Source organism: Ureibacillus sp. FSL K6-0786, assembly GCF_037965165.1.
GTDB classification, from domain to species: Bacteria; Bacillota; Bacilli; order Bacillales_A; family Planococcaceae; genus Ureibacillus; species Ureibacillus thermosphaericus.
In genome coordinates, this window is sequence record NZ_CP150191.1 from 928,073 (window position 1) to 941,032 (window position 12,960).

Here is a 12,960-nt window from a genome sequence, read left to right on the forward strand (position 1 = left end):
TTTTGGTGGGAAAATGAAAATTTCAATGTCTCTGGTACTCCATAAAAAAACTCACAGACGTCCATTTCTTTCCCGCCTGTGAGTTATTTTTTTCCGGAGTTTAGTAGCATTAAAATGGATTGGGCTTGTTGTAGATGGAGCGCAAGAACTTGTTGTGCTGCCATGGCAAGAATGCTTGCTTTAGTATAGTTCATCATTTCTTTCGCGATATCTGCATCTCGTATTCGAGATTCTGCTGCAGTTAAGTTTTCTGCCGTGTTCACTACATTATTATAAGCATGTTCCATTCGATTTTGATAAGCGCCAAGCCGAGAGCGTTCACTGGATACTTGTTGTAAAGCTTTATCTAATGCACCAATCGCTTTGTCTGCACCGTCTCTAGTTGTGATGTCGTGATTATCTAGACCAAGGCTGGTGCTATCTACATTGCCAATATAGATCTCCATATATTGTCCAGCATTCGCACCTATTTGAATTTTTAATGGATTTGATTCGTAGTCACCGTTTAAGAGAGGGCGCGTGTTGAATTCTGTTTGTTTCGCAATTCTAGTAATTTCTTCTTTCAGTTGTTGGAATTCAAGATCTAAGTGCTTTCGATCATCATCAGTAAGTGTGTCGTTTGCAGCTTCGATTGCTAGTTCACGCATGCGCTGTATGATGGCATGAGTTTCATTGAGAGCGCCTTCTGCCGTTTGAACGAGGGAGATGCCATCCTGTATATTTTTACTCGCCATGTTGAGGCCGCGAATTTGAGCACGCATTTTTTCTGAAATGGCTAGTCCCGCCGGATCATCTGCCGCGCTGTTAATGCGATAACCTGAAGAGATTCGTAATAACGCTTTATTGGCATTCATCCAGTTTTGATGAAGATTATTTAAAATCATCAATCTCGTAGCCGACCATTGCCCCAGCATCGTATTCCTCCTTTCTTATGGCGAAGGTTCTATTGATATTCATATCGGTTTTTTTCAACGAATTTTTATGAGAGAATTAATAATTTTATTATTCATTGAATAGATTGGTTGAAATTAGGTTTAATAATCGTTTTTTTGGGACATACTGGCTCCCAAGGAGGGATTTGTCATGAAAGATATGAAACTTACTTTCGAAGATTGCTTGTTTGGAATTATTGGTTCAGGGATTGCAGTGAGTGTACTTTATTTCTTTATTTCTTAATATTTATCGCGTTTTAATGGATGAGGAGTATAGTGGTCAACTGATTTCTTCTAAAGTAGATGGGATTCTAGCTATGTGGATATCTTTTGCATTTATGTACAGTTTCGTGCAGGGGGATGTCTGATTGTGTTGATAACTTTGCTGCTTGTGTGGTGGATGGCTACTACTCGTGCGGATAATTCCCCTGCTTGTGCATTTACCACTTCTTTTTGTGCATTTGGATGATTCACTTGTGTGGATGGCAATCTTACACGTGCAGATAACTCTTTCGCTTGTGCATATAATAACCTTACTCGTGCGTTTACTACTTCCACTCGTGCAGATAGTTACCCAACTCGTGTAGATAACTCCTTCTCTTGTGTGAATAACATTACTTCTTGTGCGGATATTTCCCCTACTTGTGCAGATAACCCTTTCAATATATTGAAATTAATTATGTTCTAGTAATAGGAGAATGTAATGTTGCAGGAAATTGAAGACAATCTACCAAATTGATATAACGTGGATTATAGTGGGGCTTAATTCATGGCATATCGTTGGAAGGATTGAATTCACCATAATATAAAAGCCTCATCATCTAATTAAAAATATAAGCACCTTCAATTTTTTCAAATCGAGGTGCTTCATCATTGACTCTTATTCACTTTACTTCCTCCGTTAACTTCTTGCAATTTCCTACTCATCTGTTCTCCATATTTTTCTTTTTCGCAACTAATTCATAAAATCTTTGTTCGTCACGATTGGATAACGCTTCATCGATCAATCGATCAATATTTTCGGACTCCAATGAGCGAATGAGGTGATTAACTTCTGCATTTTCTCCATGCGGGACGATATTGATCGTTTCTGATTTATTTGCTGCCTCTTCAAGTATTGGAGCCAAATGTTCATGGATGTTGGATATTAATAGAAGCTGGTATAGCGGCAATCGAAGAAAGCGATTTCCACGTTGGAAAACAAAAATTTCCGATAAATTTTCGATTTGCATCGTTTTTATGTTAACAATGATTTCTTTTCCTTCGATGGGTACAAAGTGAAACAGTTCGTTGTCTTTCATGATGGAAAAATATTGATAAGCAAAGACGAGACGCAATGTTTCCCCCGAGGCTTTCGTATAAAAAGGTTTCATATATTGGACATGGATCATACCTATCCCTCCTATATTGAATCTCTCTCTTTTTATTAGCCCGAAGTTGATGAAACGAAACTTTTTATTCGTTATCCGCAACTTGGAACTTTATTAGGGTTTTCCAAAAAAGCTTATGTTTAAACTTGAATGATACAAATCATAAATTTCTAAATAATTCCAATCACTTATTCAAAAGAAAGAGTTTTTAATGATAAAGCTTCCATTAAATATTGCTTAATGTATCATACGAATTTATCTTTCCACATATTCCCCGCTTTTTATTTGGATGATATTCATATTTTCTCCCAAATCCCCCTTCTTCATCCAAGTAATAATCAAAATTTTGTATAAAATTTACAATATTAGTAAATAAATGGCAATTATAAGGAATTAATATCCTTTCTATTCATTTTAATCTCATTTTCAGATAATTTATCATTATTTTATACTATTTTTCTGAAAAATCATAATAATTTATACCGTTTTATAAAAAACTATTTTATTCAATTTAAGTCTGCTAATTTTATGTGACCCGCAATTGAGCAAGTTTCAAAGGACAAGTCTTATCAAACACTAAATGCCGCGTTATAATGAAGGGAAAGACTTTTTTAGGAGCGAATGTAATGGTATTATCAGTTGCACATGTTGCAGAAGAGCAAGAAAAATTTATTCGCGAAACATTACGAACTATTGAGAGAGAGTTGCATCCTTCTGTCACAGAGGATGAAGAGATAATGAGGCGGGCGCTTTTTGCTGTCCGAAATCAATCAGTTGTTTTCCATCGATACGTTTCTGTTTTTTCCGTCCTTACTACAACTGTAAAAGATGTGCGCCCAACAGAAGTGACGATTGATTTTCGCAGCAACTCCATCACTTGTACATGCCCGAATAATGGCTGGTGCCGACATAAGGTAAGCGTTCTATTGTCGTTATATCAACATATTGATTCCGTTCAAGAATGGATTAGCAATTGGCGTTCGAAAAAATCGGTCAATTTGCAGGCTCTTGCCAATGTTCGCACCCCTGATAATTGGTTGAAAATGGTCGATGAAGTGCTTAGCCATTATTTGGAGGGGGCGGTTGAAATTCCTAGCTTCCTCTATTTAAATATTGCAGAAAACGCATTGGAAAAATTAAATAAGCAGATTCCTTTTGAACGAGAATGGCAACCGATTTACCGCTTATTTATGGAACTTGCAGTTGTTTATCAATTATCACGCCATTTCACCGATTTAGAGTCAGAATTTCATGTCGACCATTACCAACACTTTTTTGATAAACGATTTCAATCTATCCAAAAAATCGTCCACGAATTCTCTGGAAAATCCCGTCTTTTCGCAACAGATCCGTTTTTTGATAAAATGCAAATCATGCTTCGAGAAGTAATGCTTGAACGGGAAGGTTTTGTAAGTAGAAGAATGAATCTGTACTTACTGTTTTGGGATGAAGTGTTTTATGAGAAGAGACGGGTGTTAGAAGAATTAATTTTTCTACAAGAGCAAAAGCATACTAAAATACCAGAACTTTTGATTGTATTCTATATTATTTTAAAAAATTATTCGGCATTAGAAGAAAATATGCGTCATATTCGTCCAGAACATTTGGAAATCTATTTGGGATTGGTGAAGTTTGCTTATTCCAAGCAAAATGAACGAGCAGGAGAAATCCTCTTGAGAAGCATTCTCCCATATTTAAAGGGAGTTATTCAAAAAGTTCAACCAGCCTTTCGTTCCTATATGATTTCATCCATTTACTCATTATATGAAAATATAGCATTAACAGAAGATGAGGAACTTTTATTATATTCTTCTTTTGGAAAAGACGGAGTTCAGCCATATTCGAAGTATTTATTGAAACAAAAGCGATTTGAAGAATGGGTGGCGTTACAACAATTGTACCCTTCTTCAATTGAGTATTTAGAACTTTACGGGTTAAAGGAAGTCGTGGAAGAAGCTCCAGCAGTGGTTCTTCCTTTATATCATTTTTATGCGATGGAGGAAATTAAGCAAAAGTCGCGACTTCATTACAAACAAGCCGTTCGAATTTGGAAAAAGATGAAAACTGCTGCGAAAAAAGCGGGCAAAATGAATTTTTGGGAAGAGTATATTGCTTCCATTCGAAACCAGTATAAAAGACTCCGCGCATTGCAGGAAGAATTGGAGAAAGGAAATTTATTTATATGAAAGATTTGCAACTAAGGAAAGTATCCAATCATACTCCTTTCGCAACCGTGTATCAATTATCATTCGAACAACTGAAGCAGGGATTGTACTCTGTTAGGGCTTTCGAAAACGGCTCTGTTGTTTCAGAAGAAAAGTTAGCATCAGCTTTCTTTTTCCGTTACGAACCAAACTTTTACGGTTTGCATGCCGAATTAGAGGAAGAAGCGCTTTTAATTACTGCTGTTGAATTGTTGGAATGCCTTTCCCCACAGTTCAAGCATCCTTTTGTGCATTTTGTAGGAGTAACAGAGGAAGATGCTTTATTGCTTGAAAGTATCGAGCAAGTGCAAATGTTGTGGAACTCCCCTTCCCTATGGAATTATATAGAAATGTTTGAGGATGAATTAGTCGTTCATTTACCCAATGGTGAAAGTGATCTGCAGAAGGAGTTTTTAACGACTGCGATCTATCAGAAATTGGCAAAGCGTGGCTTGCAACTTTCTGATGTACCATCACTTATTCCGTTCTTTAAAGAAGGTGGCTGGCCGCTGCAACAGGATCGAACTGTTGGTCATTTGAAAGTAGCACTTCGCTTGAATGAGCCGGAAGAAGATTCTGAGGAATGGTTATTGGAAACCGTAATTCTTTCATCCAGTTCGTCGAAACATTGGACGCCAGCTGTACGGAAGCGGCATCTGCCTATGAATGAGGCCCTTCCTGATAAGTGGAAGAACTATTCGGAAGAGATTAGGCAAACGCATAAGCAAATGTTGGAATTGTTGATGTTGGATAATGTATCCGATGAATCATTTTTGCATATGCCATTAAGCGATGCCGAGGTGAGAACCCTTCTCCGCGATAAATTTGTAAAGTTAACAGCCTTAGGATTCGAAGTGATTCTTCCAGGCTGGTTGAAAGAATTAAGAAAAACGAAAATGCGAGTTCGTGTGAATGCGCAAAGTGGTTCGCAAAAATCGATGGCTGGGCTTGATGATATTTTATCTTTCCGATGGGAATTATCAATTGGAGGAGAAAAAATCAGCCCGGAAGAGTTTCGCAAAATTGTTGATGAAAAGCGGGAATTTATTCGAATCGGAAATGAATGGTTCCGCATGGATGCCGATTGGATGGCGAAAGTGCGAGAATTAATGGACAAAGCTGAAAAAGAAAATTGGACCGTAAAGGAATTAGTTTTCCGCGAGATACCAGAGGAGCTTTTAAATCCATCGTTGGAAGAAGAGGAAGATGCAGAACAGGACGATCCGCTCTTTGCTTTTGAAATGCAGCGTTCATTGCTGGCCTATGTGAATCAGTTGCAAGAAAAACAAGGATTACCTTCAGTGAAATTGCCTAAATCTTTGAATGCAACGTTGCGGCCATATCAACAACAAGGGTTTGAATGGCTCGTATTTATGCGAAATCAACAATTTGGTGCTATATTAGCTGATGATATGGGGCTTGGAAAAACGGTACAGCTCATTAGTTATGTTCTGCATTTATATGAAGTGTTGCGGGAAATGAAACCGACGCTCATTGTTTGCCCAACTTCCGTTTTAGGAAACTGGCAGAAGGAATTGGCGCGCTTTGCTCCGACGTTAAAAGTTCATACTCATTATTCTTCTAGCCGTTTGAAAGATGAAGAATTTCATCATTTCTTGCTAAAGGAATCGCCTCAAGTGGTTTTATCCACATACGGAACAATTTCACAAGATGTGGAATTTTTAGATTCTATTCATTGGGCAGTGGTGACGTTGGATGAAGCACAAAATATTAAAAATATGCAAACAATGCAGTCGAAAGCAATTCGCCGTTTACATGGCGACCATCATATTGCGTTGACAGGAACGCCTATCGAGAATCGTTTATCAGAATTGTGGGCGATTTTTGATTTTATCCATCGAGGATATTTAGGAAGTTTCAAGAAGTTCCAAGACGAGTTTATTGTGCCAATCGAGCGTGAAGATTCTGACCAGCATAAAACGAGATTGCGTGCAAAAATTCGTCCATTCTTGTTAAGAAGAACAAAAAATGATCCAGAATTGCAGTTGAATTTACCAGATAAGCAAGAGACGAAAGAGTTTTGCCCGCTAACAGAAGAGCAAGCCGCCCTTTATGAAGGCTACATTCAAGAGTCATTGGCAGGCTTGGAGCAAATGTCTCCTTTCGAACGCAAGGGGCGCATTTTGCAGATGTTGAGCAAGTTGAAGCAATTGTGCAACCATCCTGCTCTTTATTTGAAGGAACCATTTAGTGATGCACGAATTATGCTAGAGCGTTCTATGAAGTTAAAGCGCATCGTTGAATTGACACAGGAAATTGTTGAGAGAGGCGAGCAGTGCTTGATTTTCACTCAATATATTGGCATGGGACACTTGTTGCAACATTGTTTTTTCGAGCTGTTTGATTGGGATGTGCCGTTCTTGACGGGAAGTATGCGTAAAGAACAGCGGGATGCTTTAGTTGAAGCCTTTCAAGCTGGAGATTTTCCTATTTTCCTACTGTCATTAAAAGCGGGGGGAACTGGTTTAAATTTGACGGCCGCTAATCACGTTTTGCATGCGGATCGTTGGTGGAATCCTGCCGTGGAAAATCAGGCGACGGACCGTGCTTATCGCATTGGCCAGACGCAATTTGTTCAAGTGCATAAGTTTATTACAATTGGGACGATTGAGGAGAAAGTCGATCAAATGCTGGAGATGAAATCCGCATTATCTGCAGAATTAATTCAGTCAAGTCAATGGCTGACGGAGCTAGAGGAAGATAAATTGATGGAATTGCTTAAGTTAGGGTAAGCAATAAAATTGTGATTGGAAAGAGTGCCTAACACTCCTAGTATCCAAATAGAGGTGCCTGGCATTAAAAAAAATCCGAAGCAAGTTGCCTCGGACAAAGTTTGGGAGGAAGAAGATTGGTCGAATTCTGATTTCCTCGTTTATCCGTTTATAGCCTCACTTTATTCAATTGTGGATTAATAGATTTTGATAGATTCTTATTCCATGCACTGCTGGGCGGTCACAATCCAGCAGTGTTTTTTATCACCTCCAAAAACTTTTATTGCTATCATTTCCCTATTATTATCAATCCATTGCCTTCCGTTAATAAATTGCACCCTTCCACTATGTTTACCCGGAATCCTTTTACTTTTTCATCCTTATAACCTTTTCCCATTTTTAAATGACATGTTGCCTACTTAATAAACCATCTTACTTTCTTCAACCCATTCCTCATTTTAGAGACTCTCACGTAACTGGTAATCCTTCTTCAGTTTCAGGAAGTACAAAATCTTTTTCAACTTCCGATTGCTTATTGGTTGGAGACTTTAGTAAGTAAAATCGGACCTCATCGGCAACGACTTCCGTACTAAACACTTTGAAATTCTCCTTATTAATATAGGAGCGTGATTGCAATCGCCCGTTGACTCCGATTAATGATCCCTTTCCGCAATATTGGACGATGCGTTCTGCTAATTTCCCCCATGCAGTGCATAAAACAAAATCCGCATCCACATCACCCTGATGATTGCGATAATTGCGATTAACAGCTACGACAAAGCTCGTGGCTACACGGTTTTCTGCAAATTCCCGAAGAACTGGATCTTTCGTTAATCGCCCGACTAGTCCGACATGATTCATAATTTCACCTCCTTTTTCTCCATCATATCGATTGCGCCTATTTTTGACAAAATCGCAAAATAAAAGAATGAGCCCTTTTTCTAATCCAAAATTTCCTTTTCGATATAGAATAAATGTTTGCAAAAATGCCAATACACTAGATTATTACAATGATTATCCGCATTTTCCAAAAATGGTCAAAATAAAAATTTAGCAGTTTTCTCATTTTATTTTTACACATCACCCTATGTTATACTTAATTAATAGTTGGGAGGTAAATTCAATGAAGACTTTCAAAATGATTTCCTTTCAATTGGATCTGGAGGGGATTGAGGTTCCACTGATTGATGGAATTACTATAAATCAAGAAAATAAAGAAAAAACGTGGATTTTGGAACTGTTTATTGAAAAACAATATCGAGAGTTGTTAGAAAAATATTTAGATTCCAAAGAATTCTTTGATGTGCAAGTGACGATTACTTCTCCGGATAATGAACCAGCACCTTTTACGGTGAAAGTGGAATCCATTGAAGAGTTTGAAGACCGAATTTCAATCTTATTGAAAGGCCATTTACGAGTTGTGCGATTAAAATATGCGGAGCAATTGTTACAATCTTTGCTGGAGAAAAACTTGTCCAATGAGGAATTATTAAGTGAATTTAAAAAAGGAATGCGCGAGCGTCCGCGGTTGAAGGGGTAAAATTAGCACCGCGATTTATAGTAGAAGTTTTAACCTTTTTATAGCCCAGCTCTATATTAGCATACTCCTTGCGCATTTCCCAATTGCCATATTTTAACAAAATATTAAAAACAAAGGAGCTATCGCTTTGTGGATAGCTCCTGCATCATAGTAAGGGGGATTATGCGAGGATTATTCATCTTTTGTGTCGCGGTCTCTGATATCTCTAGCGTCTTCGATGGCATCTTCTTGGTTGCCACGTTCATCCCCACGAACTCCTTTATCATCAGGGATGACATCGTTATTGTTCATTACGCCATTGTTATCTGGGAAACCATCATTTACTCTATCGTTATTCATATCAACATTATTATTGTTCACGTCATTATCAAGAGTCTCATCAATTCCCTCTTGAATATCATTGACACCTTCGCGAACTCCTTCACCCACATCTTGTACGCCTCTTTCTACGCCTTCCCCTACATCGTTGATGGCGTCTTCATCGCCGTTATTATTACAGCCCACTAATAAAGCAGACCCTAACAATAAGGCATAGATGGACGGTTTCCACATAAAAAATTCCCTCCTTTCTTCGCTAATCGTCACTACGAGTGACTGATTTTAATTTGTGCGAAAAAAGAGGGAACTATCCATTATCTATTTTAGAACTTATGCCAAATTTTAGGAAAAGTTCCAGGGCGTTATTTTTGCTTCAATTGTTCTTTTAGCAACTGTTCTACATAATTCGCTTCAGCCTTGCAACCGTAAGTATAATTTGTACCTAGTTCGTTCTGCATTTTTTCAATGGATTCGATTTGTTTTTTCGTTGGCTTTTCGCTTAAAATTTTGGTGATTACTTCATCAATTTTTTGTGCAATTTCTTCATGGAATTCAGGGCTTAGTAATACTTCTTGTGGCACTTTATCAAACCATGCTGCGTTCTCTAAAAAATATTGTTGCCAATTTGCAATAAAATCTTCCATGGAAAATTGATCTTCATCCCAGCCGATGCTAGCTAAATATTGCTCAAATGCCGTCGAAATGGAGCGAGTAATACTGATTTTTACGCCCGATGATAGCTGTTTATACATTCTAAAATTAAACCTCCTACGTTTAAAAAAGCCAAGGGTGCGTATACTTGTATCTAAATAAAAATCCAACTTTTATATTTTATCTCTATTGTTAAAATTTTTCAAATTAGGAGTCATTTCAACAAATTTTACCTTTGTACTAAAGGTTGTCACAGTTCCGATGTTTTTATTCCTTTGATTTTTGCACTTCTTTTACGAAAGTTTATTTTGCCTTTGGAGCTTCTGGACCGATTGCAAATAAAATATCTGCTTCCGCTACAAGTTCACCATCAACTGTAGCAACACCATGTCCTTTTCCCATTGTGCCGCGCAATTTGACAAATTCTACTTCCAATTTTAATTGATCACCTGGAACTACTTGACGTTTAAATCGGGCATTGTCGATTCCTGTTAAAAATGCCAATCTTCCTTTGAATTGCTCGGAGTTTAATAATGCAACGCCCCCGACCTGTGCCATTGCTTCTACAATTAATACACCAGGCATAACGGGATAGCCTGGAAAGTGCCCATTAAAGAAAGGTTCGTTAATGGAAACGTTTTTAATTCCAACAGCTCGTTTGCCCTCTTCAACTTCAAGAATACGGTCTACTAATAAAAAAGGATATCTATGTGGCAAAATTCCTTGAATTTGTTCAACACTTAACATATGAATCCCCCCAGTTATTCAAAATAAAACAAACGAAAGTAGTGGCTGGATTTTGGACGCAAGATGTCCTATTATGTCGATTGGCACATTAAGCAAGACGCACAACATTATTGAAGAGTTTTTCATCCAAAACATTTGTAGAAACACCCAAAGACATGTCGTTAATGAAATTTGGATAATTGGACTCGTTCAATTCTTATAAACAATGAAATGACAAGTCAACCATATGTTTCCATTCACATCGCATAATAGGACAATGTGGAAAGAAAGTATGGAAGTCTCCTCCTATTTGAACTCATCTTTCCACTAATAGAAAATACCTATTCAATTCCGTTTATAATGTCAAGGATGTGTTGATACGTTTCCCATTTTAACGCATCTAATGGGTTGCCGTCACCAATTACGCCGAATCCAATCATTAGTCCAAATACGCTTGCAAGCAATAGAAGAACTAGCACAATGACGATTCTAAGCCATATAGGAATCAATCTTGTGCGATAAATTTTAAATTTTGGATGTTTCTCATTGCGATCTTGGCGTCTCGCTCTTTTTTGAGGGATGTCCTGATTCGACAAAGTAGAGCCACTTTTCATTTCGTTTGCCATTTTCTATTTCCCCTATTTTCTTAGAAGTATTTCAATATTAACGTATTCCATTGATTAATCCTAACATTTGATCTGCAATGGTAATCGCTCGGGAATTAAACTGATATGAACGTTGCGCTTGAAGTAAATTTGTCATTTCTTTAGTTAAATTAACGTTAGACATTTCTAATTTTTGATTTTCAAGACCTATACTTTCTCGCCCAAATCCTACTAAGTTTGTTAATATATCATTCTCATCATACCCTAATTCGTCTAAATTTGCAGGTACCATTATGTATGAGCCTGTTTGCTCCATTACTTGCGGTAAATGAATTTCTGTAACACCTAGTAAAAATGATTGTTCATCACCATTTATAAATTTGACTTGCAATGTGCCATTTTCATTGAGAATGAATTTTTCTACATCGTCTCTAAAGATGATAGGATTGCCATAGCTGTCTGCTACTGCATAACCGTCAGCATTTACGAGCATAACTTGTCCATCTTCGACAGGCGTAACATAAAAGTTACCTTGACGAGAATAAACCATATTGATTTCATTGTTTTCATTTGGCATTAAGATATTAAAATATTGGCGTTCTTTTGTAAATGCAAAGTCTAAATCCCTGTCTGTGTTTTGCAATGATCCTTGTGCATTGTTTGTTTGAATTTGCGAAATTTTAGCACCAACACCGTAGCGAATGCCTGGTGGCGTCAATCTTGGGGCTTGTTCATCCTTGCGAGTGTTAAAGTATTCTTGGTAAAGCATTTCTGAAAAACGAGCTTCTTTCGCTTTGTAGCCAGCAGTGTTGACATTCGCAATATTATTGCTAATCGTATCGATTTGATGTTGGACTTGATGTAATGAGTTTGTTGCAGTGAGCATTGTTCGGAGCATCCTTAACTTCCTCCTTATACTTTACCAATTTCGTTTACTGCTTTTTCCATACTTCTGTCATATGCTTGAAGTACTTTTTGATTTGCTTCAAAGGCACGGTAAGCTGTAAGTAATTCGGTCATTGCTTGTGCAGGATCTACATTGGAACCTTCCAAGAATTTTTGTTTAATAGCGAAAGTGATATTTCCTTGTGCGAAAGCAGATGGCAACGCTTGTCCATTTTGAGTACGGAATATCCCGTTATTTTGTTTTACAAGTTCGTTCGCATTTTCTACATAGGCTATACCAATAGTCGCGATTTGTTGATTGTTAACGTACACGGCACCGTTGTCAGCGACTTGGAAATCTTCATTCGGTAGTTGGATGCGAGCGCCTGTTTCGGATAGAACATAGTATCCGTCTCCAGTGACTAAATATCCTTGTCCATCTAATGTAAAGTTTCCGTTTCTCGTATACGCTTCGCCACCATCCGGATGAGCTAAACGGAAAAAGATATTGCCTCCTGCTGGGATGTTTCCGTTTACTAAAGCGAAATCCGTATTAAAATTCGTTTCGTACACATCGCCTTGTGTAAAATTAGGCATTGTCTCTTGTAAGTAGATACCAGTTGAAATTGTTCCAATTTGTTGGATTTGGTTTAAATTTAACCCTTTTTTCGTAGGAACGTTTGTATCATCAATGGCAGATAAAAGCATTTCAGGAAATGAACGAATCGACGTTTGTTCAGCTTTGAATCCCGGTGTATTCACATTTGCCATATTGTTTGTTAAAATTTCCGTTTTTCTCTGCTGTGCAAGCATGCCGGATGCTGCAGTGTATAATCCTTTAAACATCTCATTCACCTCTTTTTAGCAGCTGGTTCATTTTTTTCTCTTCTTTATATATCGGCGAAAAGTCGCAAATAACTATAGTCCGTTTTTCGCTTTTCTCTAGTTTTGGTAGATGATGTTCAATTCATGTATTGATTAACTATTTGTTTCGGAC

The 12,960-nt window shown here is 37.6% G+C and carries 13 protein-coding genes; 3 read left to right on the forward strand and 10 right to left on the reverse strand.

Annotated elements, in window-relative coordinates; all coding sequences use genetic code 11:
* Window positions 1–83: 83 nt before the first annotated feature.
* From NSQ18_RS04500 to NSQ18_RS04510, 3 genes are all read right to left on the reverse strand, one after another.
* Window positions 84–914 (reverse strand): flagellin, encoded by an 831-nt coding sequence (locus NSQ18_RS04500; RefSeq protein WP_339289184.1) that lies wholly within the window; start codon window positions 912–914, stop codon window positions 84–86.
* Between the two features lie 354 nt (window positions 915–1,268).
* Complete coding sequence (locus tag NSQ18_RS04505; RefSeq protein ID WP_339289186.1) at window positions 1,269–1,490, reverse strand: hypothetical protein; 222 nt, start codon at window positions 1,488–1,490, stop codon at window positions 1,269–1,271.
* Window positions 1,491–1,855: 365 nt separating this feature from the next.
* Complete coding sequence (locus tag NSQ18_RS04510) at window positions 1,856–2,323, reverse strand: IDEAL domain-containing protein (RefSeq protein ID WP_016839320.1); 468 nt, start codon at window positions 2,321–2,323, stop codon at window positions 1,856–1,858.
* A gap of 605 nt (window positions 2,324–2,928) precedes the next feature.
* On the opposite strand from NSQ18_RS04510, the gene NSQ18_RS04515 reads away from it, so the two are divergent.
* The gene (locus NSQ18_RS04515; protein WP_339289189.1) at window positions 2,929–4,488 is read left to right on the forward strand and encodes an SWIM zinc finger family protein; all 1,560 of its coding nucleotides are present in this window, start codon (window positions 2,929–2,931) and stop codon (window positions 4,486–4,488) included.
* The gene (locus tag NSQ18_RS04520) at window positions 4,485–7,259 is read left to right on the forward strand and encodes a DEAD/DEAH box helicase (protein ID WP_339289191.1); all 2,775 of its coding nucleotides are present in this window, start codon (window positions 4,485–4,487) and stop codon (window positions 7,257–7,259) included. Before NSQ18_RS04515 ends, NSQ18_RS04520 begins: the two co-directional genes overlap by 4 nt.
* 447 nt (window positions 7,260–7,706) lie before the next feature.
* On the opposite strand, the gene NSQ18_RS04525 is transcribed toward NSQ18_RS04520, so the two are convergent.
* Window positions 7,707–8,099 (reverse strand): single-stranded DNA-binding protein, encoded by a 393-nt coding sequence (locus tag NSQ18_RS04525; protein ID WP_168412732.1) that lies wholly within the window; start codon window positions 8,097–8,099, stop codon window positions 7,707–7,709.
* A gap of 262 nt (window positions 8,100–8,361) precedes the next feature.
* Between NSQ18_RS04525 and NSQ18_RS04530 the strand changes: the two genes are divergently transcribed.
* Window positions 8,362–8,778, forward strand: coding sequence for a YwpF family protein (locus NSQ18_RS04530; protein ID WP_096550345.1), 417 nt, complete (start codon window positions 8,362–8,364; stop codon window positions 8,776–8,778).
* Window positions 8,779–8,949: 171 nt separating this feature from the next.
* On the opposite strand, the gene NSQ18_RS04535 is transcribed toward NSQ18_RS04530, so the two are convergent.
* The 6 genes from NSQ18_RS04535 to NSQ18_RS04560 all read right to left on the reverse strand — a co-directional run bounded on the left by NSQ18_RS04535 (window position 8,950) and on the right by NSQ18_RS04560 (window position 12,809).
* Entirely contained in the window at window positions 8,950–9,330 is a 381-nt protein-coding gene (locus NSQ18_RS04535) for a hypothetical protein (protein ID WP_016839313.1), read from the reverse strand.
* A gap of 128 nt (window positions 9,331–9,458) precedes the next feature.
* A complete protein-coding gene (locus NSQ18_RS04540; RefSeq protein WP_339289196.1) occupies window positions 9,459–9,848 on the reverse strand; it encodes a hypothetical protein in 390 nt (129 codons plus the stop codon).
* A 202-nt stretch (window positions 9,849–10,050) separates the two neighbouring features.
* A complete protein-coding gene (gene fabZ / locus NSQ18_RS04545; RefSeq protein WP_016839311.1) occupies window positions 10,051–10,494 on the reverse strand; it encodes a 3-hydroxyacyl-ACP dehydratase FabZ in 444 nt (147 codons plus the stop codon).
* Window positions 10,495–10,814: 320 nt separating this feature from the next.
* Window positions 10,815–11,099: a DNA-directed RNA polymerase subunit beta gene (locus tag NSQ18_RS04550; RefSeq protein WP_339289198.1), complete on the reverse strand. Its 285-nt coding sequence runs from the start codon at window positions 11,097–11,099 to the stop codon at window positions 10,815–10,817.
* A 37-nt stretch (window positions 11,100–11,136) separates the two neighbouring features.
* Window positions 11,137–11,976 (reverse strand): flagellar hook-basal body protein, encoded by an 840-nt coding sequence (locus NSQ18_RS04555; RefSeq protein ID WP_016839309.1) that lies wholly within the window; start codon window positions 11,974–11,976, stop codon window positions 11,137–11,139.
* A gap of 14 nt (window positions 11,977–11,990) precedes the next feature.
* Window positions 11,991–12,809 carry a flagellar hook-basal body protein gene (locus NSQ18_RS04560; protein ID WP_016839308.1) on the reverse strand — a complete coding sequence of 273 codons (819 nt, stop codon included), beginning with the start codon at window positions 12,807–12,809 and terminating at the stop codon, window positions 11,991–11,993.
* Window positions 12,810–12,960: the final 151 nt, after the last annotated feature.

Bases quoted from the DNA above. Each gene is read 5' to 3' on its own strand.
- NSQ18_RS04560 (WP_016839308.1), bottom strand. From the start codon at position 12,809: ATGTTTAAAGGATTATACACTGCAGCATCCGGCATGCTTGCACAGCAG.
- NSQ18_RS04525 (WP_168412732.1), bottom strand. From the start codon at position 8,099: ATGAATCATGTCGGACTAGTCGGGCGATTAACGAAAGATCCAGTTCTT.
- NSQ18_RS04535 (WP_016839313.1), bottom strand. From the start codon at position 9,330: ATGTGGAAACCGTCCATCTATGCCTTATTGTTAGGGTCTGCTTTATTA.
- fabZ (WP_016839311.1), bottom strand. From the start codon at position 10,494: ATGTTAAGTGTTGAACAAATTCAAGGAATTTTGCCACATAGATATCCT.
- NSQ18_RS04555 (WP_016839309.1), bottom strand. From the start codon at position 11,976: ATGCTCCGAACAATGCTCACTGCAACAAACTCATTACATCAAGTCCAA.
- NSQ18_RS04510 (WP_016839320.1), bottom strand. From the start codon at position 2,323: ATGATCCATGTCCAATATATGAAACCTTTTTATACGAAAGCCTCGGGG.
- NSQ18_RS04550 (WP_339289198.1), bottom strand. From the start codon at position 11,099: ATGGCAAACGAAATGAAAAGTGGCTCTACTTTGTCGAATCAGGACATC.
- NSQ18_RS04520 (WP_339289191.1), top strand. From the start codon at position 4,485: ATGAAAGATTTGCAACTAAGGAAAGTATCCAATCATACTCCTTTCGCA.
- NSQ18_RS04530 (WP_096550345.1), top strand. From the start codon at position 8,362: ATGAAGACTTTCAAAATGATTTCCTTTCAATTGGATCTGGAGGGGATT.
- NSQ18_RS04500 (WP_339289184.1), bottom strand. From the start codon at position 914: ATGCTGGGGCAATGGTCGGCTACGAGATTGATGATTTTAAATAATCTT.
- NSQ18_RS04540 (WP_339289196.1), bottom strand. From the start codon at position 9,848: ATGTATAAACAGCTATCATCGGGCGTAAAAATCAGTATTACTCGCTCC.
- NSQ18_RS04515 (WP_339289189.1), top strand. From the start codon at position 2,929: ATGGTATTATCAGTTGCACATGTTGCAGAAGAGCAAGAAAAATTTATT.